The organism is Megasphaera sp. DISK 18, from assembly GCF_001682955.1.
Classification (GTDB): domain Bacteria; phylum Bacillota; class Negativicutes; order Veillonellales; family Megasphaeraceae; genus Megasphaera; species Megasphaera massiliensis.
The window spans coordinates 26,772-52,204 of sequence record NZ_LUGJ01000018.1 but is presented as its reverse complement, the minus strand read 5'-3'; the positions used below and the strand labels follow the sequence as shown (position 1 = coordinate 52,204).

Here is a 25,433-nt window from a genome sequence, read left to right as displayed (position 1 = left end):
AAAACAAGATAGACAAAAAACCAGCACCATGACGACAACCATCGCTATGGTGCTGGTTTTCTTATCGGTGAAAATCCCGAGGCAAGGATTCTATGTCAGTTGTTCTTTGAAAAAATCGGCAACCGCCCGGGCTGCTCCGTCTGTATCGTGACTGAAGACATGATCTTCGCCGTCGATGAGATGGAGTTGGCCATTAAAGTAGATGCGCTGATAACGCTGGCTGTACGTATAGGGGGCAATGACATCACCCGTACCGTGGATCATGTAGGCCGGACCCTGATACTGGGACGCCGTTTCATAAATAGGAAGGGTCTGAGCCGTTTTGACATAGTTGGCTCCGACCTGATAATCCCGCACCTTGATGGTTTCCGGCGGGTTGATAGGATCATAGTGAACGCCGAAAAGCTGGCCGCGAATGGCATCTTCCCGAAGGACGGCGGCCGGCGCCATGAGGGCCAGAGCCTTGACCTTCTGTGTCCCCAATTCACCGGCAGTCATACTGGCAACAACGCCGCCTTGAGAGTGACCGGCCAGGGCGATTCCCGTCACGCCGGGAAGCTTACCGGCATAGTCATAGACGGCTTTGGCGTCTTCAATTTCGTTGAGGACGGTCATATCTTGGAATCGCCCTTCGCTCTTCCCATGACCGTTAAAATCGAAGCGGATGGACGCAATGCCGTCTTTTTCTAAGTCATCGGCGAGCTTCGTCAGAAGGGGCCGCTCCTTATTCCCCATGAAGCCGTGCATGATGATGACTAAAGGATATTCGCTCTTTCCGTCAGGCCGCTGAAGGACAGCCGACAGTTTTCCATGATCGCCGTCAATGGTGACATCTTGGGACTGAGCGGCACCGACACCGGTCCCCATGGTGAAGAGGCCCAAGGTCAGCAAAGAAAGGCCCAACAGTCGTTTAAAATGACGCATAACAAAACCTCCTAACGATGTAACACTACCATCTGATGTTGTATTATCATTGTACCGCCCCACTGTAATCATATCAATAATTACATGTTAAGGATATTGAAATTTCAATGCAAAAAAACGTTCTTCCCACAAAGTACGCACCACACACCCTCAATGCCGTCTGCCGATGGAACCCGCCCCCATACCGCAGCCAACAAAGCGAATTGGAGAATCGATAACAGAATACGCTCAAGAAACAGATCCCGGCATGAAAAAAGAGAGTCGTCTAAAAAGACAACTCTCTTTTGTATGTGAATGACGCCCAGCGTGAAGGTGGCTCCTCACTTTTGGCATGTCGGGCAGTAATGGGTGCCGCGGCCGTTCAGTTTCACGTATTCAATGGTCGTACCACAGACCGTACACGGCGTCCCTTCGCGGCCGTAGACGCGGAGGTTTTCCTGGTTTTGGCCTTCTTTACCGTTGCCGCTGATGAAATTCCGTATCGTCGTACCGCCGTGTGCGAGGCCTTCTTGGAGAACAGCCGTGATAGCCTCATGGAGTTTCACCGCTTCTTTTTTCGTAACCTTACAACCTCGGCGCAAGGGACGGATTCCGGCGCGGAACAGGGCTTCGTCGACGTAAATATTGCCGATGCCGGCCACCTTAGTCTGGTCGAGGAGGACCGTCTTTACCGGCCGGCGCGTTTCCTTTAAGAAACGATACAAGCCCTCTGCTGTAAAAGCCGGACTGATGGCATCGGGGCCGAGGTTATCATAGCCCTTGATGCCCGTCGGTCCTTCTGTCGGTACGAGCCATAAGCAACCCAGGGTACGGATATCGCGGTACAGGAGCCGTCCTTCGGTCAGGGAAAAGACGACGTGAACGGCCCGTCCGGCATACTCTCCCGGCATAGCTTCATAGAGGAGGCTGCCCGTCATCCGAAGGTGCACCAAGACCGACCACGGGCCGCTGCAGCGGAGGAAAAGGTATTTTCCACGGCGGCTGACGCCTTCGATTTCCGTTCCGGTCAGGGCCGAAACGAAATTTTCTGCCGTCGTATTGCGGATAAGCCGCGGCAGGGATACGTCGACGGCGGTGATGACCTTGTGCTGTACCTTCTTTTCGATGAAGGAGCGTATCGTTTCTACTTCCGGCAATTCCGGCATAAACTCACCTACTTCGCTTCTTCCCAGTTGGCGCCGCTGTGAATGTCTACGACGAGGGGAACGGAAAGGTCGACGATGTGTTCCATCGTATCTTTTAAGAGTTTTTCAATTTCCTCTTTTTCGCCAGCCGGCACTTCTAAGACCAGTTCGTCATGGACTTGGACCAAGAGCTTACTTTTCAACTTCCGCTTTTCCAGCTCATCTTGAACGGCGTTCATAGCCAACTTGATGATGTCGGCGGCACTGCCTTGGATGGGCGTGTTCATGGCCGTCCGTTCGGCAAAGGAACGGCGCGTGAAATTCTTGCTGTTGATGTCCGGCAGGGCCCGGCGGCGTCCGAACATGGTGACGGCCATGCCGCTCTGTTTCGCCGATTCGATGAGGCCGTTCATATAATCGTGAATCGTACTGTAGCGGGCAAAGTAGGAATCGATATAATCCTTAGCTTTCTGACGGGAAATAGAAATGTTACGGGCCAGGCCGAAGTCACTGATGCCGTAAATGATGCCGAAGTTGACGGCCTTGGCGTGAGACCGTTCTTCCGGCGTAACTTCATCCCAGGGAATGCCGAAGACTTCCGACGCCGTCCGGCGGTGGATATCCTGCCCTTTCTGGAAGCCGTCGATCATGGTCGGGTCCTGAGAGAGATGAGCTAAGAGGCGCAGCTCAATCTGCGAGTAGTCGCCCGATACGATATAGTCATAGCCCTTTCCGGGGATGAAGATGGACCGTATCTTGCGGCCCTGTTCCGTCCGGATGGGGATATTCTGCAAGTTGGGATCGGAGCTGCTAAGGCGGCCCGTCGACGTCACCATTTGGTTAAAATGGGTGTGGATGCGCCCCGTTTCCGGAGAAATGAGCGGTTCCAACCCGTCGAGATAGGTCGAGATGAGCTTCTTCAAAGCCCGGAAGCGGAGGATCTTATCGATCATCGGGTGCTGATCCATCAGGGCATCGAGGACCGAGCTGTCCGTAGAATAACCGGTCTTGGTCTTTTTAATGACCGGCAGCTTCAATTTTTCAAAGAGGATGACGCCGAGCTGTTTCGGTGAACTGATGTTAAACGTTTCGCCGGCGTCGTCGTAAATAGCTTCTTCCAAGGCATCGGCCTGGGTCGATAACTCGCTCTTCATCGCCATGAGCCGTTCCGTATCGACAGTAAAGCCGTTCATTTCCATGACCGCCAGGGTACGGACCAGAGGTTCTTCGATGGAATCGTAGAGGTCGGTCAAGTCCCCTTCTTTCAGTTGTGCTTCAACTTTCGGCCAAACAGCAAGGGCAAAGGCGGCATCGCTGATCAGCCGCTGCACGTCGTCATCGGCCGGTTCCTGAAGGCTGACGTCGAAGGTTTCTGAAATATAGGTCAGGCCGTAAGACGTCCGCGTCGGATCCAAAAGGTAGGCTGCCAGGATGATGTCCTTTAAAGGCAGTCGACCCGAAGTCACGGCGGAAACGGCCTTGATGAGATTTTTTCCATCAGCCGTAATGACGGCTTTAGCTTCCGGCAACACGGTGAGGTAGGCTGCATAGTCCCCTTGAGGTACGGTAAAAGCCCCCTCTTCCGTCGCCATGGAAAGGCCCGTAATCCCCGGAACGGGCTGATGATCGTCAAATTCGGCGGCAACGGCAACGATGTTCCCCTTCAAGCTTTCCGTCGGCGGCGCATCGACGGCCGTGACTGCAGCTTCTTCGGACTCCGTTCCTGTGCTGAGGTGAGAAAAGCGGTCAAAGGCGGCAAAACGTTCCAAGAGATTGCGGAAGCCCAGGCTTTTAAAGAGTTCAGCTACGTCAGCCTGACGAGGCTGGGGCTGGAACTGGTCGATGGTATAAGTCAGGTCGAGGTCGCAGCGAATGGTCGCCAAATCTTTGGACAAGAGGGCCTTATCCTTATTGTCGGCCAATTTTTCCTGAAGCTTCTTCCCCTTTACCTCGTCGAGGTGTTCATAGACGCCGGCGACGCTGCTGAATTGGGAAATGAGCTTCAAGGCCGTCTTTTCTCCGACGCCGGGGACGCCGGGGATGTTGTCGGCCGTATCGCCCATGAGGGCCTTCATTTCGATGACCTGAGCCGGCGTATAGCCGTATTCCGCTTCCATAACGGCCGGCGTGACGGCCAGCATCTGGGTAATGCCCTTCTTGGTCAGGTAGACTGTAACGTCGTCAGTGACTAACTGGAGGGCATCGCGGTCACCGGTAACGACGTCGACGGCATAGCCTTCAGCGGCCATGTTTTTCGCAAGGGTACCGATGATGTCATCCCCTTCATAGCCTTCCTGTTCGAGGACGGAGATACCCAGGCAGTCGAGGACTTCGCGGATCAAGGCGAACTGAGGGCGCAGGTCGTCGGGCGCTTCCTTACGGGTCGCCTTATAGCCGTCATACAAGTCGTTGCGGAAGGTGTACTTTCCCTTGTCGAAGGCGACGGCGACGTACTGCGGATCGAGTTCGCTGTAAAGCTTCAATAACATATTCAAAAAACCATAGACGGCATTGGTCGGCCGTCCCTGAGGATCACTCAGATGGGGAATGGCAAAAAAAGCCCGATAGAGCAGGCTGCTGCCGTCGATAATGACGATATTCTCTTTCATACTCTAATTGGCCCTTTCTTTAATATATAGTCTAGCGGTGCAGGATGGAGCTCAGGATGCTGTACAGGCAGTAGATGACGAAGATGCCCAGCAAATAAGGCATGGCCATGACGATGAGTCCCAAGGCCCCGATGATGACGGCGACGACGCAGAAGACGATGACGCCGATAGCTAATTTTACGCGCCACGACAGACCGCTGGTCACGATATGGATTCGCTGCTGCTGCGCGTCCTGCTGTTCCCGCATCCGTTCTTCATAGAGGGACTGCTGGTCGTGGACCGTGCCGTCTTCATCAATGGTCGGTCCGCTGAAGTTATCTCGTTCGTGATTCGAGAGAATTTTGGGATCTTCTGAATTCATAACGTAATACTCCTATCTTTAGTAATTTCTGTTTTTCATACGGCGTTCAATATCGCGTTTGGCTTCTTTTTCAGCCAAGGCCTGGCGTTTATCGTACAGTTTCTTCCCTGTCGCTAAGGCCACGGTTACCTTGACCTTCCCCTTCTTAAAATAGAGGTTGAGGGGAATGAGGGTATAGCCTTTTTCCTGAATCTTGCCCAACAATTTGATGATTTCATACTTGTGGAACAAGAGCTTGCGCGTCCGCAGCGGGTCATGGTTAAAGCGATTTCCCTGTTCGTACGGGCTGATATGCATCCCTAAGAGCAGTACTTCGCCGTTTTCAATGCGGCAGAAGCTGTCTTTCAAATTGACCTTGCCCTGGCGCAGGGATTTGACTTCTGTACCGGTCAGGGCGATGCCGGCTTCATACGTTTCATGAATAAAATAATCGTGACGGGCCTTGCGGTTATCTGAAATATATTTCACACCTTTAGTCGGTGATGTTGACACTAGTGATTCCTCCTACTTCTTACTCTTTTTATTGCGGCGCACTTTGGTATTCTTGCCTTTGCGGTCGTTTTTGCGGCTGTTCTTCTTATCCTTGCGGATTTTCTTATCTTTCTTTTTATCTTTCTTCGAGCCGCCGGCACCGGCGAACCAATTGCGCTTGGTCTTACCTTCCTTGTTGTCGCTGCTCTTTCGTTTATGGCGCCGTTCACTGCTGGCGGCCATCAACTTTTGGACGTCTTCCAGTGATTCATAACGGCCGGGAACGAAGTCGATTTCTCCTTTTTCGACGTTGACCTGAGCCAAGGTAACTTCCATGGCGTCGCCGAGACGATAAATCTTGCCGCCGAACTGACCGCGAAGCGTATAAGACGTTTCGTCGAATTCGTAGGCATCATCGGTCAACAGGGAAATGTGGATCAAACCTTCGATACCGTTTTCGAGGCCCACAAAGAGACCAAAGGACGTGATTCCTGTGACATGGGCTTCGAAGGGCTGGCCGATGAAGGGCAGCATGTACTGGCATTTCTTGAGGTCGTCCGTTTCCCGTTCGGCTTCGACGGCAATGCGTTCCCGCGAGCTGGCCTGGTTGGCGGCCATGGTGTGGAAGGACAAGGACTGCTGGGCTTCTTCTTCCCGCAGTTTGCCGCGGCGCTGATACTGGCGAATGAGGCGGTGGACCATGAGGTCCGGATAGCGGCGGATCGGCGACGTAAAGTGGGTATAGCAGTCCGAGGCCAGGCCGAAATGGCCGGCGTTGGCCGTAGCGTACCGAGCCTGCTGCATAGAGCGCAGGGCGATGGTCTGAACGACGGCGGCTTCATCGGTACCCTTGGTACTTTCCAAGAGTTTTTGGAAATCAGCCGGTTTGACGTGTTCCGAATCGGGTACGGGCAGGTTGAAGCTCGACAGGACAGTGCGCATCATATCCAGCCGTTCCGGTTCGGGAATTTCATGGATTCGGTACACCGACGGGTTATCGCTGTCGCGGAGATAGCAAGAGACGGTTTCGTTGGCAATGAGCATGCTTTCTTCGACGATCTGTTCGGCCAGGGTCCGTTCCCGTTTTTCTAAGCGAAGGGGCACGCCTTCCGGGTCGAGGATGACCTTGTATTCCGGGAAATCAAAGTCGATGGCCCCGCGGCGAAGGCGCATATTCTTTAAGATTGCCGACAGTTCCTGCAAATCCCGGAGCATGGGCATGAAGGGCTGCAAATCCTCAGGGATGATGCCGTCGACCAGGGCTTTTCGGACTTCGACGTAGTTACAGCGGCGCTTGACGCGGATGACAGCCGGTCCGATATCGGATTTGACGACCTTGCCCTTATCATCGATTTCCATGACACAAGTCATAGAATAGCGGTCTTCCCCGGCGTTGAGGCTGCAAATACCGTTGGACAGGACTTCCGGCAGCATAGGGATGACCCGGTCGACGAGGTAGACGCTGGTGCCCCGGTTATAGGCTTCTTCATCGATGGCCGAGTGAGGCCGGACGTAGTAGCTGACGTCGGCAATGTAGACGCCCAGGCGGAAATGGCCGTTGGGCAGTTTTACGACGTCGATGGCATCATCAAGGTCTTTGGCATCTTCACTGTCAATCGTAATGAGCTGGCGGTCGCGGTAGTCGCGGCGGCCGTCTTCGAGGACGACGGTCTGGTCGATGGCATCGGCTTCGGCCGTTACCTCTTCCGGAAAGGCAAAAGGCAGGCCGTGGCTGGCCATGATAACCTTGATGTCGAGGTCGCGGTCGCCGTTATAGCCGAGAACTTCCGTCACTTCCCCTTCGGCCTTGCGATTCCGTGTCGGCCATTTGGTAATCGTCACCAAGACGCGGGCACTACTGCGGGCATTGCCCGTTTTATCGAGAGGAATGTAGATATCTTCACGAATCCGTTCATCATCAGGCTTTACAAAAGCGCTGTGTTTTTCAAGCTGGAAGGTGCCGACTAAGGTCTGGTTGGCTCGTTCGACGATGGAAATGATTTCCCCTTCCTGTTTATGGCGGCCGTTCCCGGCATGGATGATGCGGACCGTGACCTTATCGTTGTTCATGGCCGTGTTGCGGTTCTGCTCGGAAATATAGACGTCCTCCGTCAGATCTTCGCTGATGACAAAACCAAAGGTCGGCGTATATCCCTTATAGATACCGGTAATTTCCTGCGGCGTTTTGGCAGCAATATATCGATCGCCTGTAATTCTCATGAGCTTCTCACTCCTCACCAATTCATCAAATGTTTCAAATACGTCAGCCAGTCTGGCACCGGCAATGCCGAGCTGTTCGGCACAGTCTTCGACGGTCGCCCCTTCGGGGGCCATGGCACTGCATATATTTATTATATCATGAGCCAGCTTTAAATCCATAGTGCTCCTCCCGACATGTCCGCTTATAAAAAAGAGCCGCCGCATATGCGACAGCCCTCATTAGTTTCATTAAAAGGTATGCATCAATCTGCCCAACACGAAGGTACAGACGGCAAACAATACCGATAAGATGATAGTCATTTTGGAAAGCAAGGCATCCATGCCGCGGGCACGACTGCCAAACAGGTCGTCGGCACCGCCGCCAAAGCCTGCACCCATCCCCTGGGTCTTGCTCTTCTGCGCTACGACAACACCGATGATGAGCAGTGCCAAAATGACAACGATGATTTCTAATGCAGTGATCACGTTAATCCTCCTCACACAATGACGCTAACAGTATTATTGTACACTTATTTAGCCTTTCTATCAATAGTTGATTTCGGCTCTTTCTCAATCTTTTCTGTTTCTTCTTCATTGCGTGTTTCCAGATAGTGTTCCAACTTGCGTTTGACCCGTTGGAGGGCATTATCGATGGATTTTACGTGGCGATGGAGTTCCCGTGACATTTCATTATACGATTTCCCGTCTAAATAGGCCGTCAAGACGTTCCATTCCAGATCACTGAGGATTTCGTTCATCTTCATCTCAATGTCGTTGAATTCTTCCCGTCCGATGATGAGCTCTTCCGGGTCGCTGACGCGGATGCCCGACAAGATATCCTGAAGGGTCCGGTCGGAATCTTCGTCATAAATCGGTTTATTGAGGGATACGTAAGAATTGAGAGGTATGTGTTTCTGCCGTGTCGCCGTCTTAATGGCCGTAATGATCTGCCGGGTAATGCACAGTTCGGCAAAGGCCCGGAAAGACGACAATTTATCACCGCGAAAATCCCGCGTCGCCTTATAAAGGCCGATCATTCCTTCCTGGATGATGTCATCCCGGTCGGCACCGACGAGAAAATAGGCGCGAGCCTTCGATTTTACAAAGTTACGGTACTTGTGGACGATATAATCGGTAGCCTGCCCGTCCTTTTCGGACTGGGCAATCCTGACGATTTCTTCATCACTCATGCCTGCAAAGCGGTCATTTTTTTCAGTTGCATGAGACGCTGCCTGCATTATCGTCACCTCACTTATTTGATGGTATTCGCCTGACGCTGGCGCACGACTTCATACATGAGCAGTGCCGCTGCTACGGAGGCGTTTAAAGAATTGACGTGGCCAAACATGGGAATTTGGACCAGGACGTCACAGGTCTCCTTGACCAAATGGGAAATCCCCCGTCCTTCACTTCCGATGACCAGGACGACGGGATCGGTCAAAGAACTGTGGAAGTAATCGGTTTCCCCCTCCATATCGGCGCCGATAACCCAAAACCCCCGTTTTTTGAGTTGTTTCAGCGTCTGGGAAATGTTCCCTATCTGCACCAGCGGCAGGTATTCGATGGCCCCGGCCGACGTCTTGCCCACCGTTTCATTGATCGGTGCGGACCGGCGTTTCGGCAAGAGGACGGCATCGGCACCGGCACATTCGGCGGTCCGGATGATGGCCCCTACGTTGTGGACGTCTTCCAAGCCGTCGAGGAGAACCAAAAAGGGAACCTTGCCCTTTTCATCGGCGGCGATGAGAACATCCGTGAGGTCGGCATATTCAACGGCTTTGGCAAAGGCCACGACGCCTTGGTGACGGTTATCCGGCGCCAGGCGATGGAGGACCTTTAACGGCGTCTCTTCGACGAGGATATCCGCCTCGGCTGCCAAATCGCGAATGCGCTGCAAGGGCTTCGTTTCATTGCCCGAGGCGACGTATATCTTGGTAATGGACCGGCCGGCCTTCAAGGCTTCGGTGACGCTGTTGCGGCCGATGATCAGTGTATCCGAGCTCATTCCTTACCTCCTCTGGTTTGGCTGCAGTAAGCCTTTGTTTCTTCATAAATCTGTTCCATAATCTCAGCCAGCCGTTGTTCCTGTCCGGCCATGACTAAAAAGCCGACTAATGCTTCCAGGGCCGTACTGTCGTGGTATTCGGCAACGGTCGCACTTTTAGGCGCCATAGTATGGGCGTTCCGCGCCCGTTGACAGACGCTTTTTTCTTCTTCCGTAAGGGTATCGCGAAGGCGGCGGTAGACCCAGGCCTGGGCCTTAGCCGACACGAATTCCGCGGCCAGGCCGTGGAGGACCTGTACCTGGGGAATCCCCGTTTCCACCAGGCGCTTGCGAAGGGTCAGGGCATAATAAGCGTCGCCGACAAAGGCCAGGTTGATGGAATCGAGACGGGCGGCATCGCTTTCAGGGACATCGAGGCGCTTACCTTCGGCAAAGGCCTCGTAGGCCCGTTTTTTTAAGGCTTGGAGTTGTTTGAATTTCACTTTTTCCAGCGTGCTCCCTGGGGAGAATCTTCGATGGTGATGCCCAGAGCTGCCAGTTTATTGCGGATGGCGTCGGCCAGGGCAAACTGTTTCTGAACGCGGCATTCCTGACGGATGTCGAGGATGACCTGCATCAAATCGTCGTAGTCCTTGCTGCTGGCATTGGCTTTCTGGCCTTCCCAGCGTTCTTCCAGGATGCCAAGGATATCCGTAAAGGTCTTGAAGATTCGTTTTACTTCCGACATGATCGCCGAATCGACGGGAACGTTGTTGGTGACGACGGCATTTTTATAGATATTGACGTTCTTCGCCAAGTCGAACATGGCAGCACTGGCAAGTGCCGTATTGAAATCGTCGCACATGGCCGTTTCAAAGTCGTCTTCGTCCTTCTTAGCTGCCGCCAAGAGCTGTTCGGCTTCGGTCGATTTGCTGCCGGCCGGCATTTCCATGAGTTCCAAGACGTTGTCGATGGCCGTGCCCAAGCGTTCCAGGCTGCGCGTCATTTCGTCCAGGCGTTCATCGCTGAAGTCCAAGGGGCTGCGATAGTGGTTGGAAATGAGGAAGAAGCGCAGGGCATCGGGGCTGTAATGAGCCAGGACGTCTTTTACCAGGAAGAAGTTATTCAAGGACTTACTCATCTTTTCCGAGTTGATCGTAATGAACCCGTTGTGCAGCCAGTATTTAACCATCGGTTTCTTGCCTGTGTAGGCTTCAGACTGGGCAATTTCATTTTCATGATGCGGGAAAATGAGGTCGCTGCCGCCGCCGTGGAAGTCAAAGGTATCGCCGAGGTACTTATGGCTCATGGCCGAGCATTCGATGTGCCAGCCCGGACGGCCTTTGCCCCAAGGGCTGTCCCATGCCGGTTCGCCCGGTTTAGCACCCTTCCAGAGGGCAAAGTCCATGGGATTATGTTTGCGGTCGTCGACTTCGATGCGGGCGCCGGCTTCCATGTCGTCGAGGCTGCGGCCGCTCAATTCACCGTAGTCGTCAAATTTTTCGACGCTGTAATAGACGTCATTATCGATGACGTAGGCATCGCCCTTATCGACCAGGCCCTTTACCATTTCAATGATGTCATCCATATGTTCCGAAACGCGGGGATACCGGTCAGCCCGACGGATATGGAGCTTATCCATAACATCGAAGTAGGCCGCAATGTAGCGGTTGGAAATCGTATCCCAGCTGACGCCTTCGCCATTGGCGGCGTTGATGATCTTGTCGTCGACGTCGGTGAAATTCTGGATATGCGTAACTTCGTAGCCGAGGTGTTCCAAGTAGCGCTGGATGACGTCCCAGGTTACGAAGGGACGGGCATTCCCCATGTGGGAATGGTTATACGGCGTAATGCCACAGACATACATTTTGACCTGGCCCGGCGTGACGGGAACGAAGGTCTCCTTTTTACGAGTCAGCGTATTGTATACTTTCAGTTCTCTCATACTGTTACCCCCCTGAAAATTAAACCAAAAAAGCCACCATCCCTTATGACAGAGACGGTGGCCCGCGGTTCCACTCTGTTTTTACGGCACAACCGTAATCTTTACTGCGCAGTAATGGGCGCACCCGGACCGGATTACTCCATTCACCCGGCCTGCTCACAAAGGCAGCGTTGCAGTCTTATGACCTGAAAAAGCTCTCAGCCACGGCTTTTTCTCTCTGGCGGATGCCACTGCAACTCATTTTGCTCATCGCAGATGCGTATTCAAACATACTATTTGATACATGTTATTAATTAATATGTACGTATATAGTACCCAATAATCACTTATCTGTCAAGATATAATCATTATTATTTATCAAGGACGGCACTCAGGCGATTCAAAACTTTTTCGCGGCCCATGAGGGCGACGATGACGTTCAAATCGGGACCGTGCATGACGCCCGTAATGGCCACGCGGATCGGCATGTAGACGAATTTGCCCTTCACCTTGAGGCCCTTTTGAATCTTTTTGAACAAGGGCTGTACCGTATCGGCCGTGACTTCATCAAGGGCCGTCAGTTCATCGCGGAACATGGACAGGACGGCCGGGGCCGTTTCTTCGGCGAGGACGGCTGCCGTTTCTTCATTTTCCGGGGCATAGTCTTCGGTGAAGAAAACCTTGGCGGCATCGACGATCTGAGCGCCGTACTGGACGTGTTCGCGCATGGCGGCGCAGACAGCTTTCAGCCAATCGGCTTCGGCCTGATCCGGATTTTCACTGGCATAACCGGCCTTTTGGAGGTGCGGCAGGCACAAGGTATAGAGCTGATCTTCATCGAGTTCTTTCATGTAATGGAAGTTGATCCAGTTCAATTTTTCAATATCGAAGACAGCCGGATTTTTAGCGACGCGGCTCAGGGAGAACTGTTCGTTCAATTCGTCGCGGCTGAAGATTTCCTGGTCGCTGTCCGGCGTCCAACCGAGGAGAGCCAGGAAGTTTACCAGGGCGTCAGGCAGATAGCCCATATCGCGGTACTGCTGTACCGACGTTGCACCGTGGCGCTTACTCATCTTCTTCTTGTCGGCGCCGAGGATCAGCGATACGTGGGCAAACTGCGGGGCTTCAAAGCCAAGCGCTTTATAGATGACCAGCTGACGCGGCGTATTCGACAAGTGTTCTTCAGCACGGATGACATGGGTAATGTGCATCAGGGCATCGTCGAGGACGACACAGTAGTTGTAGACCGGAATGCCGTCGGATTTGACGATGACGAAGTCGCCGACGTTGTTGGAGTCGAAGGATACGTGGCCTCGGACCAGGTCGTCGAGTTCAATGGTTTCATTTTTCGGCGTCTTGATGCGAATGACATGAGGACGGCCTTCTTTTAAATACTGTTCGACCGTTTCTTTCGGAAGATCGGCGCATTTTCCCGAGTATACCGGCGTTTCGCCCTTAGCCAGCTGGGCGTTCTTTTCGGCTTCCAATTCTTCCGGCGTGCAGAAACAGTAATAGGCTTTACCTTCAGCCAAGAGCTTATCCGTATATTTCTGATAAATGTCCAGGCGTTCGGTCTGGCGATACGGGCCGTCGGCACCGCCGACATCGATACCTTCATCCCAGGTAATGCCCAGCCATTTCAAAGCTTCTTTAATATTTTCTTCCGATTCGGACGTCGAACGTTTGCGGTCCGTATCTTCGATGCGGACGACGAACTTGCCGTTCGTGTGTTTAGCGACAAGGTAGTTGAACAGTGCCGAACGGGCGCCGCCGATATGGAACGGTCCCGTCGGGCTCGGAGCAAAACGAACGCGTACTTCCTGTGACATAAAAAATTCCTCCTAAATACATACTTATAGGTACGATTGATAGCTTAGGATCATGGCCGCCGCTTGAGCTGCCATGCCTTCTTCCCGGCCGACGAATCCTAATTTTTCGGTCGTCGTCGCTTTGACGGAAACGGCCGACTTAGAAATCCGCAGGGCCTCGGCAATATTTTCAATCATCTGCGGCACAAAGGGTTTGATTTTAGGCTGCTGTGCCAACAGCGTTACGTCAAGATTGACGATGCGGCAGCACTTTTCCTGCAAGAGATGGCGGACCTTAGAGAGCAGCACCAGGCTGGAAATGTCTTTAAAGGTCTCATCCGTATCGGGAAAATAGGTCCCGATATCACGAAGCCCTGCCGCGCCTAATAAGGCATCCATGACGGCGTGAATAAGGACGTCGGCATCGGAGTGGCCTTCAAGGCCCCGATCAAAGGGAATCTCGACGCCGCCGAGAATGAGCGGCCGCCCTTCGATCAGGCGGTGGACATCGTAACCGGTGCCGATGCGCTGGACCTCCCTCCCTTTCAAATACAGGGACAGGATGGGAATGTCGTCGCGGGTCGTCACCTTACGGTTCTTATCGCTGCCTTCAAGGATGACGACGGGTACGCCCATGGCCTCGACGAGGGACGAGTCGTCCGTCGCCTTGAGTCCTTTCAGCCGCGCCTGTTTATGGGCTTCCATCAATAAGTCCCGATGGAAGATCTGCGGCGTCTGAGCCGCCACTAAGCGGCTGCGGTTCAGCGTATGGAGCCGGCCGTCGTCACCGCGGACTTTAATGGTATCCTTTAAGGGAATCCCGTAGATGGCGGCCCGAGCCGTTTCCATCATGACCGCTCCCTGATCATACCAATCAGGCGGCGCAAAGGGACGGGCTCCGTCGTGGACCATGACGACGTCCATATCGGAGCCGACGGCCAAGAGCCCGTTATACACCGAATCCTCTCGTTCCGCCCCGCCTAAAGTATAGCGCACAGGCTGAATGGGATGGAGATCATCGACGATACGGCGAATCTCCTTGGTATCGATGCGGGAATGGACGATGACCACTTCATGGACCGAGCGGGCTGCAAAGATGTTCCGCAGGGTATGGGTCAGGACAGGCTCGCCGCACAGCGGATAAAAGAGCTTATTCCGCTCGTAACCGAAGCGGCTCCCTGTACCGGCCGCTACCACGATGACAGATACTTTCACACATTTCACCTACTCATTTGCGATTTTTACGAATATCATGCGACCGGCAGACGTCTGCAGGACAGACGTAACCGTAACCGGCATATTCGAGCCGATATATTTCTGACCGTCTTCGACGACGATCATCGTACCGTCGTCGAGGTAAGCAACACCTTGGTTTTCTTCCTTGCCAGCCTTGACGATGAGGACATTCATCTGCTCACCGGGAACGCGGGCCGGTTTCAACGCGTTGGCTAAATCGTTGATGTTGAGGACAGCGACGCCTTGAAGGCCGGCGACCTTATTCAAGTTATAGTCGTTGGTGACGACCTTGGCATTGATTTTTCGGCCCAGGCGGACGAGTTTGGAGTCGACACCCTGAACATCGTCAAAATCGTCATTGATGATGCGTACTTCGACGTAGTTGTCTTCCTGCATCTGCTTTAAGATATCGAGGCCGCGGCGTCCCTTATTGCGCTTCAATAAGTCCGACGAATCGGCAATAAGCTGGAGCTCTTCCAAAACGAAGACCGGCACCAAGAGCGGTCCTTCAAGAAAACCGGTACTGCAGATTTCGGCGATGCGGCCGTCGATGATGGCACTCGTATCGAGGAGCTTCCCGGAAAATTCCAGTTCCCTGCGCTTGTGCTCCTTGTTCGGACGACCCAGACGCAGGTTGCCGACGAGGGCAATGATTTCACTCTTCTTGCGGACGGCAATGCTCATGCCGGCGTACCCAAAGACGATATTGAATACAATCGGTCCGTAAGCGCCAATAATCGGCAGTCGAGCGAAGGCCAATCCAATTAAATTTGCAATGATAAGTCCAAAAAGCAAACCTAACGTCCCGACGATGATATCCTGGCTTTCAAAATCATTAAGACCCAATTCGATACGATGAATGGCTGCCCAAATGAGGCGCAGCGCAAAAGGCGAAATGCCGTAGCCCACGAGGGCCCCGAGAATGATACCGACAATATAAGTCATGACGGCCATGATGGTCGTCCCAAAAATACTGCCGTGGAAAAATTCGCCTTCGATTTCCGCACTGATAAACGGCGTCCCGATAAGCTGGTCGGCAATCATGACAAAAATGACGACCATGATCAGGATGATGACGCCTTTCATGATATTATCAGCTACAATGCGGGCATTAAACTTCTTCGGTTTTCGTTCTTTATAGTCTGAACCCGTTTTATCTTCCATACGTAAAAAGACACCTCTCTCTCCACATCTCAACTGTAACTACACTAGTTTACCACATTTCCGGACAATGTACCACAATTGCCCCGTAAAGTTTTTGGTTCTGAAGGCAGGCGGCACCTGGCTCGACCGTTCCGCTGCCTTCAAAGGTTAAAAGGTAACGCCAAAAATGCCATGACGACCCGTTCATGACATTTCAGCAACAGACAATTATTCACAAAGATAGGCGTAGAGTTTCTCTTCGACAGGCTTATCGATGACAAATCGAAAATTGACGATGGGCAGCTGCACGCCGGCATCGTTGGCAATGGTCGTCTCTATGGGATCGCCGAGAACCCTTAAATCGCCGATATAGTAGAAGTTTGACCCTTCGGCATCGCTCTTTTTCACGAACAGCAGCTTCCGCGTACGGCTGTCCTGAATGGCCGGAATCTGGGAAGAGGTCAGGCGAACGCGGGCCCGGGTCATCCAACTGAACTCCTGGGGGGATATGAATCGGTCTTCATACTTCGTATTGGCTGAAATATCGTCACACTTTTCATAAGTAACGAAGATGGGACACGTGTGTCCGACGATTTGATAGCCGTTCAGCGTCCCTTCGCGGTTCGTATCGTAATTGAGAATGCGCGATACGTCTTTTCGGGAATAGCGTCCATAGCGTACAAAACCGCTGACGATATCGGGATCGTCTTGAATATACAGGGATTCAAAGCGATACGTCCCGTAATCGAGGACATCCTGGACATAGGCCTTAAATTCGGCGTTCTGTTTCAAGGATTCAAAATACGGCGTCGACTGATAGACATGGTTTTCAAAAGAAAGGAGGGACAAACCTCCGTATTTCTGCTGCGCCTTTTTGCCAAAAAATTGCAGACTTAATACCCGGGCAGCATGGTCCATCGTTTCCGTCGAAGGCAGGAATCCGTACAATCGCTCCATCTCTGCCGCAAGGTCCGCCGTCGACCACGACGGTTCGGCCAGGACATGACGAAGGATCAAGATTTCTTCGATGCGCTTCCCATTTGAAAGTTCTAGGCTCATCAGCTTCAGCACGGCCCGATGGGCGTCATTCAGCGTCGACGGCTGCGGCTCCATATACTGGGAAAATTCATAGAAGGACTCTTTTTTGGCAATGAACAGCATCGGATCCTTATCGCCAAAACGGACGAAATCCATCATCATGGGCTGCCTGCCCAAACGGCATTTCATGTCGCGATAGGCGTTTTTCAAGTCGTCTAAATCGGCTAAAGCCTTCTTTTTGTCGATGGCCGCATAGATTCGCTCCTTGGCAATGTCGTCGAAGTGGACCGACGTCGGTCCGGGCAGGAAATTGGTCTGCATCAGACTGCGGACAAAATCCTTATCGTACGTCCGGTCGCCAAAGAGGGCAATGGGCAGGAGAAAGTTATTTTCATAGTTGCCGATGAAGTCGAGGACTTCCAAATAGCGCTTATAGGGATACTTTCGAAGGCCGCGCCCCAGCTGCTGGACGAAGACGATGGCCGATGCCGTCGGACGCAGCATGATGACTTGATTGACCTGAGGAATATCGACGCCTTCATTAAGGATATCGCAGGTAAAGATATAATCCAAATAGTCACCGTCTTCTTCGGCCTTGGCTTCTAAATGACCGATGGCGTCCTGCCGTTCACGCTCTGTCGAGGCGCCGGTCAAGGCCACGGCCCGTCGGCCGTGTTTGACAAAAGCAGCCGCCAGGGTTCGCGCTTCTTCGACGCTGCGGCAAAAGACAAGGCCTTTGACGCGGTCCGTATCACTGCCGTAGAGGTCGGCATAATGGAGAATGTGCCGCACCCGTTCTTCACAGGTCAGGGCCGTAAAATCACTGTTGTCATCGAGGACCTCGCCATTGACCGTGATTTCGCTGACACCATGATAATGGAAGGGCACCAGCATATTTTCGGATAAGGCGTCGTGAAGGCGGATCTCATAGGCAATCTGGTGGTGAAACAAGGCGTAAATATCGAAATCATCGGACCGTTCCGGCGTCGCCGTCATGCCCAAGAGGAACTTCGGCTTAAAGTAGTCCAGTACCTTCTGATACGTCGCCGCTCCCCCATGATGGACTTCATCCATGACGATGTAGTCAAAGGCATCGGGAGCAAAGGAATAAAGGATGTCATCGCGGGATAAGGTCTGTATCGTCGCAAAGAGATAAGGCTTGTCGACGTCTTTGTCGTGCCCTGTCAATAGACCCGTGTCGGCCGGATCGACGCCGACTTTGACGTAGCTGGCGCGGGCGCTTTTGACGATGAGCTCGCGATGGACGACGAAGAGGAACCGCCGCGGCCTCAGTTTCATGACATCGAAGGCCGACAGATAGGTCTTGCCGGTCCCCGTCGCCGAAATCAACAGCCCCCGGTCTTCCCCCTGGTCACGAAGCTTCTGAATGCCCGCGAGGGCCGCCTTTTGCATAGCATTGGGCTGAATCTTATGAAACGGCAAATACAAGCCCCTTTTTCTCGGATTCTGGCGTTTATAAATGCTTTGATAGGCCTGGATCCAATCTTCATCGACGACTTCCGCCGTATCCCACAAGGCTTGGAATTCCTCTTGTGTCTGACGGATGAGGGCCCCGTTTTCAGCCGACGTAAAAAAGACGTTCCATTCCTGATTGTGCGTCAAGGCATTGGCCGTCATATTGCTGCTGCCGATGACCATGGTATAGTTTTCGGGCCCGGCCTGAGCGCGGTGAAAGAGGTAGCCTTTGGCATGGAAGGCCCGTTCTTCGGTCACCATCCGCAGTTCGACGTTAGGAAACTTCAGGAGCTCCCGTAAGGCATCGGGCTCGGTAAAATTCAGGTACTGCGAGGCCAGTATCTTCCCTACGGCCCTGTGATTTTCGATGAGGGCATCCTTCAGGCAGGCAATGCCGCTTTTCGTCAGAAAGGCGACAGAAAACAGAAACTGGTCGCAGACGTAGAGCTGCGACAAGATGGTGTCGAGGACCTTTCGTTTCTTTTCTTTATTATTTGTCAGGATTTTCGGCACATAGCGCTGGTCGGCTTCGATGGTATAGTCGATAAAACCTTCGCGCAGGCACTGTTCAAGGGCTCCGTATTCCGCCATGACTATGCCTACTTTCCGGCTAATTTAAGCATGATCGGCACGTCGGCCGGAGCCCAGTCCAAGGTCGGCAAATCTTTTGGCGCCAACCACTTGGCGGCGACGTGTTCTTTTCGGATGAAATCAGGATTATCCAGCCGGCAGTAAAAGGCATGGAGACTGATGGAAAAATCGGGATAGTCGTGATGGACGGTCATATAAAGGTCGTCTTCCTTGACCGATACATGGACGTCCATTTCTTCCCGCAGTTCCCGTTCAATCGCTTCGTGCTTCGCCTCACCGGGCTCGATTTTCCCGCCCGGGAATTCATACTTAAAGCTGACGTAGTCGAACTTCCCCTGTCCCCGTTCCATACAGAGGATCTTTCCGTCGTATTCTAAAATCGCTGCCACCACTTCCAAATGCTTCATCACGCGTCCTTCTTTCCTCGTTTTTCCCTATTTTACCATGGTAAAGGCTTTTTGCCTACTAAAAGGCGCCTTTTCCCGCCAGAATCCGTGTCCACCCTTCTCCATCAGGAAAAGGCTTTTTCAATGGCCTCCCGAAGGGTCGCCACGCCGATAAATCGGCAGTCCGCCGGAAAGGCACCGGGATCGACGTCTTCGAGGTTCCCCTTAGGCATAATAAAGGTGCGAAAGCCCATTTTTGCCGCTTCCTTGACGCGGCGCAGGGCCTGGGGCACGCGGCGAACATCGCCGGTCAGGCCGACTTCTCCCATGACGACGGTCCGGCTGTCCATGGAGATGTCGCGCAGGCTGGAATAGACGGCCAGGAGGACCGGCAGATCGGCTGCCGTTTCCGTCAGGCGCAGGCCACCGACGACGTTGATATAGACGTCCTGACTGCCAAGGGCAGCACCGAGGCGCTTTTCTAGGACGGCCAGGAGGATGATGAGGCGGTTATAATCCATGCCCGACGCCGTCCTCCGGGGAACGGCAAAGACCGAGTGGGCCGTCAGGGCCTGGATTTCCCCCAGCATAGGGCGCATGCCGTCGAGGACGGCGGCAACGGCAGAGCCGGCTTGGTCGGCCGCCCGTTCCGCCAGGAGAAGCTGGGACGGATTTTCCAGTTCCGACAGGCCGCCGCCGGTCATGGTGAACAGGCCCGACTCGTTGGTCGAACCAAAACGGTTCTTAATGCCCCGAAGGATGCGGAACTGGTAGTTGCGTTCCCCTTCAAAATAGAGGACGACGTCGACCATGTGCTCCATCATCCGCGGCCCGGCAATGGCCCCATCTTTGGTGACGTGGCCGATGACGATGACCGGAATGGCTTCACTTTTGGCAAAGGTCATGAGGCGGCTCGTCCCTTCGCGGATCTGGGACAGACTGCCCGGCGTCCCTTCGACGGACTGGCTGTACATGGTCTGAATCGAGTCGACGATGACCAGGGCTGGCCGCCGTTTATGGGCTTCACTTAAGATATTGTCCAAGGACGTATCGGCCTGAATGACGAGGTTCGGCGCTGCAATGCCTAAGCGCTGAGCCCGTAATTTTATTTGACCGGCCGACTCTTCGCCCGAGCCGTAGAGGACGACGCCGCTTTTGGCACAGACGGCCGCCGCCAGTTGGAGGACCAGTGTCGATTTGCCGATGCCCGGATCGCCGCTCAAGAGGATGAGGGCCCCGGGCACGATGCCGCCGCCGAGGACGCGGTCGAGTTCTCCGATGCCCGTTTCGACGCGAGTCATGTCTTCTAAGGCGATGTCCGACAAGGACGTCGCCCGCGACGCCGGTCCGCTGCGGGCCATGCTTTGGGCTGCCTTCGGTGCCTCAGGGACCACCTTTTCTTCTTCCATCGTATTCCACTCGCCGCACTGAGGACAGCGGCCGAGCCAGCGGCTGGAAACGCTGCCGCAGCTGGTACAAACGTAACGAACTTTTGCTTTTGCCATACTTTCTCCTTTGCACTGTGTTTTAGCACAGTTTATAAAAAAAAGGCTTCGCATGACAAGCACTGCCTTCATGCGAAGCCCTTTCATCAATCTGTCGTAAAGACGAGCTTCTTCTTATCTAAACTATCGACGTGAATCGTATTACCGTCTTTGACATCGCCGCTTAAGAGCATTTCCGAAATCGGGTCTTCGACCAGTTTCTGGATAGCTCTCTTTAGCGGACGGGCGCCGTAGGCAAAGTCGGTTCCATCCTGGACGAGGACGTCATCGGCAGCCGTCGTCCAGTTCAGGCCCACACCCTTTTCGCCAAGACGCGTCGTCAGCTCTTTGAGCATGATATCGACGATCTGACGAAGATCGGACTGAGCCAAGGGCTTGAAGACGATCATTTCATCGATACGGTTCAAGAATTCAGGCCGGAAGAAGCGTTTCACGTCCTCAAGAATTGCCTTTCGCGCTTCGTTGAAAGCCTTTTCTTCACTGCCGTCACCGTCACCGCCGGTAGCAAAGCCCATGACCGGACCGGACGGACGGAGATGGGAGGCCCCGAGGTTACTGGTCATGATGATGACCGTATTGCGGAAGTCGACGGTCCGACCTTTCGAATCGGTCAGCCGGCCTTCGTCGAGGACCTGCAGCAAGAGGTTGAAGAAGTCGCTGCTGGCCTTTTCAACTTCGTCGAAGAGGATGACACTGTACGGTTTTTCCCGGACGGCATCGGTCAGTTCGCCCCCTTCTTCATAGCCGACGTAGCCCGGAGGGGCGCCGACCAAGCGGGAGACGCTGTATTTTTCCATGAATTCGCTCATGTCGATGCGGATCATGTTGTCGGGGCTATCGAAGAGTTGGGCCGCTAAGGTACGGGCCAATTCCGTCTTGCCGACACCGGACGGGCCGAGGAACAGGAAGGAACCGATAGGACGGTTGGCATCTTTCAGTCCGGCCCGGGCACGGCGAACGGCTTTCGCTACGGCCGTAACGGCGTCGTCCTGACTGATGACCCGCTTATGCAGCTCTTCTTCCAAGTGGAGCAGGCGCTGCGATTCCGTTTCCGTAATCTGCTGGACGGGAACGCCGGTCCACATGGAAACGACGTCGGCAATGTCGTTTTCGGTCACGACGAGTTTTTCATCGTCATGCTGCTTCTTTTCCTTCTGCAGGGCCGAAATTTCCGAAGCGATTTTTTTGCCGGCATCGCGCAGGGCGGCGCATTTTTCAAAGTCTTCCCCATCGAGGGCGGCTTCTTTTTCCTTCTTGATATCGGCCAGCTTCTGTTCCAAGACCTGCAGTTCATGAGACGGCGCATAGACTTTCATGCGGACCCGTGCCGTCGCTTCGTCCATGACGTCGATAGCCTTATCGGGCAGGTAGCGGTCGGAAATATAGCGGGCCGACAATTTGACGGCAGCCCGTACGGCTTCATCGGTGATACGAGCCTTGTGGAAGGCTTCGTATCGATCGCGCAGGCCGAAGAGGATGGATACGGCGTCGTCTTCATTCGGTTCCCCAACCTGGACGGGCTGGAAACGCCGAGCCAAGGCGGCATCTTTTTCAAAGTGCTTCTTATATTCGTCAGCCGTCGTCGCTCCGATGCACTGCAAATCGCCGCGAGCCAGGGCCGGTTTCAGGATATTGGCGGCATCCATAGCGCCTTCTACGGCACCGGCGCCGATGAGCTGATGGATTTCATCGATGAAGAGGATGATCGTATCGTCGCGGGAAATGGTATCCAAGATGCGTTTGATCCGTTCTTCGAATTCACCGCGGTACTTGGTACCGGCGACGATGCTGGCGAGGTCCAGGGAAAAGACGCGCTTATTTTGCAGGCTGTCCGGGACGTTGCCGGTAATGATACGCTGTGCCAGCCCTTCGGCAATGGCCGTCTTACCGACGCCGGGAGCGCCGATGAGGACCGGATTGTTCTTCGTCCGGCGGCTTAAAATCTGAATGACGCGGCTGATTTCTTGTTCTCGGCCGATGACCGGATCGACCTTATCCTTTTTGGCCCATTCATTGAGGTCGCGGCCGAACTGGGACAAGTCGCTGCCCTTTTTATCTCCGGCGGGCTCACTGCCGGCTGCCTCGCCGTCATTCATGAGCTCGCTCAGGCGCTGGGACACGAGATCCGGGTCGATGTCCATATTTTCGAGGATCTGGACGGCCATGCCCGTTCCTTCGGCCAGGATACCGAACAAGAGGTGTTCGGTTCCGACGTAGTTCTGTTCCAATCGATTGGCTTCACGGACGGCCATTTCCATGACCCGTTTAGTGCGCGGCGTCAGGCGCAGTTTTCCCGTCGTATCGGTGCCCCAACCGACCTGCTGTTCAATGGCACGGGTAACATTCTCTGACGTCAGGCCCAGCTGAGAGAGGATCAGTCCGGCAATGCCGTCTTTATTTAAAACGAGACCGAGCAGGATATGCTCTGTTCCGACGTAGTCATGATGAAATTTCTGTGCCGTATCCTGTGCAAACTGAAGCACGGCTTTGGCATCGTTGGTAAATCTGTTGTTCGCCATGGGAAATCACTTCCTTCTGTACTCACGGAGCACTTGCTGCACCCTTTTGGCACGTTGGTGCTCTAAGTCTTCGCCGCTTAATTCCGAGCCTGCCTGAAGTTGGAGCCAAGCAGGATCCGAAGCGGCCATAATGGCTTCATAAGCCAGAGGCTGTACGGGGATGACCCCCATGTCGATGCCGAAGCGAAGGTCGCTGGCAAAGTTCAGCGTTTCCCGGTCATCGAGGAGCCAGGCCTGACTGAGGGTGCCCCAGGTGCGCAGCCATTTATCTTTCAAGTTATTCTTATTGTGGTCCCAAACCAAGGTGCGGCAGTTCTGTTCTTCCTGCACGATCTGGGTCACGATTTTTCGCAGTTGTTCCATCGTATCGGCTTCAGTCACCCCCAAGGTAATCTGGTTGGTGATCTGGAAAATATTGCCGATGGAGTCGTTCCGTTCCCCGTAGATACCGGAGAAGGTAAATCCAAATTTCGTTGTCCCTTGGACGATGCGGTTAAAGCGCTTCATAAGGACTAAGGCCGGGACGTGGAGGGTCACGCCGACGGTCAGGCCCGTACCGGTCAGGGAGGGACTTGCCGTAAGGTAGCCGAAATCATCACGGAAAGCAAAATCCAAGTGGCTTTCCAAGGCATCGTCGATCTGGGCGGCCTGATCCCAAACGCGCCGCAGGTCAAAGCCCGGGGCGGCAACTTGGATACAGAAATGGTCGTCTTCATTGACCATGATCGACACGGCACCGTCGTCGCGGAGGAGAATCCCCCGATGGTTCGGCCGTTCAATATGGCCGGCCGACGACAGATGCTTGACGGCCAGTACCTCCCGTTCGAGAGGCGACAAGTCTTCAAAAGAAATGAAGCGGTAATGGCCCTGTCCGAGGGTGTTCAGTGTACCGAGCTGTCCTTTGGCTTCGTCGAGGACGGCCGACAGTTCTGTATCCGAGGCTTTATCGGGAAATACATATTTCTTTAAATTTCGATTCAAGCGGACCCGACTGTCGAGGACGATGTCCCGGAATTCACCGGTCCCGTCCTGCCAAGGACAGAGCGGCGCCATGAGCATATCGCGTACCACGGCTTATTCCCCTTTTCCATCAGCCGGAAGCTGGCGTTGGAGCGCCCGGATTTCGTCGCGGACTTTGGCCGCTTCTTCGTAGCGCTCTTCCTGCACGAGCTTTTGCAGGTGCTGGCGCAGGCGCTTGACCTGCGTTGCCGTCCGAAAGACGCCGGTCCCGCGATTCGGCACCTTGCCGACGTGCTTGCTGTGGCCGTGAATGCGCCGCAGGAGAGGCGGAATTTCTTCCTTAAAAGCTTCATAACAATCGGGGCAGCCGAATTTTCCCACATGGTTAAACTCCCCGTAGGTCATGCCGCAGCTGGCACAGCGCGGTTCATCGCCGCTATCTCCCTGATAATCGGGATAAGCCATCTTGCGGAAAAAATCATTATCGATAATATTGACATCTCGCATATTCGAAAAGTTAGACTGTCTCTTGGCACAGGTAGCACACAGGTGAACGTCCGTGCGCTGCCCGTCTTCAATTTTGACGATATGGACAACAGCCTCGCGTTTTTTACAGGCATCACAGAGCATGGCCCTCACGTCCTTTCTATCTTCAATGAAGGTTCAGGTTTTTCAAAATATCGCTGATGACGAGTAAGCGTGAAGCCTCATCATCGATACGGCGATAGAGTGATTCAAAGGTTAAATGGAGGATGACCGCCTCGTTGTTGGTGAGGCTGCGCCTTTTAAGCAGTTCATACAGCAAGGCATCGAGGTCTTCCATGGAAATACTGACGGCCGGCAGGCGTTCGTGAAGCAATACCGGCGTGCGGTCCTCCTTCTTGGGCGTCAGTTTGATGATGCGGACGAATCCGCCGGACCCGCGCCGCGATTCGACCAGATAGCCTCGGTCGTTAGAAAACCGCGTACTCAGCACGTAGCTGATCTGCGACGGTGCACACTGCAGCTCGTCAGCCAATTCATTGCGGCGCAATACGATATCTGAATTATTCTCTTCTAATAATTTATGTAAGATAAACTGTTCGATTTTATCCGCTAATACACTCATCGTAAATCACCTCTTAAAAAAAATCGACGGGTTTAATTTTTCTTTTTGACTTTCGTATAGGTATATT

General features: G+C 53.6%; 21 protein-coding genes. All 21 read right to left on the bottom strand.

From position 1 onward, the window contains the following. Positions 1-90 precede the first annotated feature (90 nt). Entirely contained in the window at positions 91-924 is an 834-nt protein-coding gene (locus A0U42_RS04385; protein ID WP_083122278.1) for an alpha/beta hydrolase, read from the bottom strand. Positions 925-1,244: 320 nt separating this feature from the next. Then, on the bottom strand, positions 1,245-2,069 hold the full coding sequence (gene mutM, locus A0U42_RS04380; protein WP_065360024.1) for a bifunctional DNA-formamidopyrimidine glycosylase/DNA-(apurinic or apyrimidinic site) lyase: 825 nt from the start codon (positions 2,067-2,069) through the stop codon (positions 1,245-1,247). An 8-nt stretch (positions 2,070-2,077) separates the two neighbouring features. Further along, on the bottom strand, positions 2,078-4,657 hold the full coding sequence (polA, locus tag A0U42_RS04375) for a DNA polymerase I (RefSeq protein ID WP_065360023.1): 2,580 nt from the start codon (positions 4,655-4,657) through the stop codon (positions 2,078-2,080). A 31-nt stretch (positions 4,658-4,688) separates the two neighbouring features. Beyond that, a complete protein-coding gene (locus tag A0U42_RS04370) occupies positions 4,689-5,018 on the bottom strand; it encodes a hypothetical protein (protein WP_065360022.1) in 330 nt (109 codons plus the stop codon). Between the two features lie 18 nt (positions 5,019-5,036). Further along, a complete protein-coding gene (gene smpB, locus A0U42_RS04365; RefSeq protein ID WP_065360021.1) occupies positions 5,037-5,510 on the bottom strand; it encodes an SsrA-binding protein SmpB in 474 nt (157 codons plus the stop codon). Positions 5,511-5,522: 12 nt separating this feature from the next. Next, positions 5,523-7,868 (bottom strand): ribonuclease R, encoded by a 2,346-nt coding sequence (gene rnr, locus A0U42_RS04360; RefSeq protein ID WP_065360020.1) that lies wholly within the window; start codon positions 7,866-7,868, stop codon positions 5,523-5,525. A 69-nt stretch (positions 7,869-7,937) separates the two neighbouring features. Continuing rightward, positions 7,938-8,174 (bottom strand): preprotein translocase subunit SecG, encoded by a 237-nt coding sequence (secG, locus tag A0U42_RS04355; protein ID WP_044503532.1) that lies wholly within the window; start codon positions 8,172-8,174, stop codon positions 7,938-7,940. Positions 8,175-8,218: 44 nt separating this feature from the next. Continuing rightward, entirely contained in the window at positions 8,219-8,926 is a 708-nt protein-coding gene (sigH, locus tag A0U42_RS04350) for an RNA polymerase sporulation sigma factor SigH (RefSeq protein ID WP_065360019.1), read from the bottom strand. A 14-nt stretch (positions 8,927-8,940) separates the two neighbouring features. Continuing rightward, positions 8,941-9,693 (bottom strand): 23S rRNA (guanosine(2251)-2'-O)-methyltransferase RlmB, encoded by a 753-nt coding sequence (gene rlmB / locus A0U42_RS04345; RefSeq protein WP_065360018.1) that lies wholly within the window; start codon positions 9,691-9,693, stop codon positions 8,941-8,943. Beyond that, positions 9,690-10,175: a Mini-ribonuclease 3 gene (locus A0U42_RS04340; RefSeq protein ID WP_065360017.1), complete on the bottom strand. Its 486-nt coding sequence runs from the start codon at positions 10,173-10,175 to the stop codon at positions 9,690-9,692. Before A0U42_RS04340 ends, rlmB begins: the two co-directional genes overlap by 4 nt. Continuing rightward, on the bottom strand, positions 10,172-11,617 hold the full coding sequence (gene cysS, locus A0U42_RS04335; protein WP_044503528.1) for a cysteine--tRNA ligase: 1,446 nt from the start codon (positions 11,615-11,617) through the stop codon (positions 10,172-10,174). The genes A0U42_RS04340 and cysS overlap by 4 nt, the downstream gene beginning before the upstream one ends. 350 nt (positions 11,618-11,967) lie before the next feature. Then, on the bottom strand, positions 11,968-13,425 hold the full coding sequence (gltX, locus tag A0U42_RS04330; RefSeq protein WP_065360016.1) for a glutamate--tRNA ligase: 1,458 nt from the start codon (positions 13,423-13,425) through the stop codon (positions 11,968-11,970). A gap of 24 nt (positions 13,426-13,449) precedes the next feature. Then, the gene (gene ispD / locus A0U42_RS04325) at positions 13,450-14,619 is read right to left on the bottom strand and encodes a 2-C-methyl-D-erythritol 4-phosphate cytidylyltransferase (protein WP_044503526.1); all 1,170 of its coding nucleotides are present in this window, start codon (positions 14,617-14,619) and stop codon (positions 13,450-13,452) included. A 9-nt stretch (positions 14,620-14,628) separates the two neighbouring features. After that, a complete protein-coding gene (locus A0U42_RS04320; protein ID WP_065360015.1) occupies positions 14,629-15,804 on the bottom strand; it encodes a PIN/TRAM domain-containing protein in 1,176 nt (391 codons plus the stop codon). A gap of 207 nt (positions 15,805-16,011) precedes the next feature. Further along, positions 16,012-18,888, bottom strand: coding sequence for a DUF3427 domain-containing protein (locus tag A0U42_RS04315; RefSeq protein ID WP_065360014.1), 2,877 nt, complete (start codon positions 18,886-18,888; stop codon positions 16,012-16,014). Between the two features lie 8 nt (positions 18,889-18,896). Then, positions 18,897-19,295, bottom strand: coding sequence for a (deoxy)nucleoside triphosphate pyrophosphohydrolase (locus A0U42_RS04310; protein WP_083122274.1), 399 nt, complete (start codon positions 19,293-19,295; stop codon positions 18,897-18,899). Between the two features lie 104 nt (positions 19,296-19,399). Further along, entirely contained in the window at positions 19,400-20,779 is a 1,380-nt protein-coding gene (gene radA / locus A0U42_RS04305) for a DNA repair protein RadA (RefSeq protein WP_065360013.1), read from the bottom strand. Between the two features lie 86 nt (positions 20,780-20,865). Continuing rightward, positions 20,866-23,298, bottom strand: a complete 2,433-nt coding sequence (locus A0U42_RS04300; RefSeq protein WP_065360012.1) for an ATP-dependent Clp protease ATP-binding subunit — start codon at positions 23,296-23,298, stop codon at positions 20,866-20,868. Positions 23,299-23,304: 6 nt separating this feature from the next. Continuing rightward, positions 23,305-24,369 carry an ATP--guanido phosphotransferase gene (locus tag A0U42_RS04295; RefSeq protein WP_065360011.1) on the bottom strand — a complete coding sequence of 355 codons (1,065 nt, stop codon included), beginning with the start codon at positions 24,367-24,369 and terminating at the stop codon, positions 23,305-23,307. 3 nt (positions 24,370-24,372) lie between these two features. Then, complete coding sequence (locus tag A0U42_RS04290; protein ID WP_065360010.1) at positions 24,373-24,888, bottom strand: UvrB/UvrC motif-containing protein; 516 nt, start codon at positions 24,886-24,888, stop codon at positions 24,373-24,375. A 22-nt stretch (positions 24,889-24,910) separates the two neighbouring features. Beyond that, positions 24,911-25,366 carry a CtsR family transcriptional regulator gene (locus A0U42_RS04285; protein WP_044503520.1) on the bottom strand — a complete coding sequence of 152 codons (456 nt, stop codon included), beginning with the start codon at positions 25,364-25,366 and terminating at the stop codon, positions 24,911-24,913. Positions 25,367-25,433: the final 67 nt, after the last annotated feature.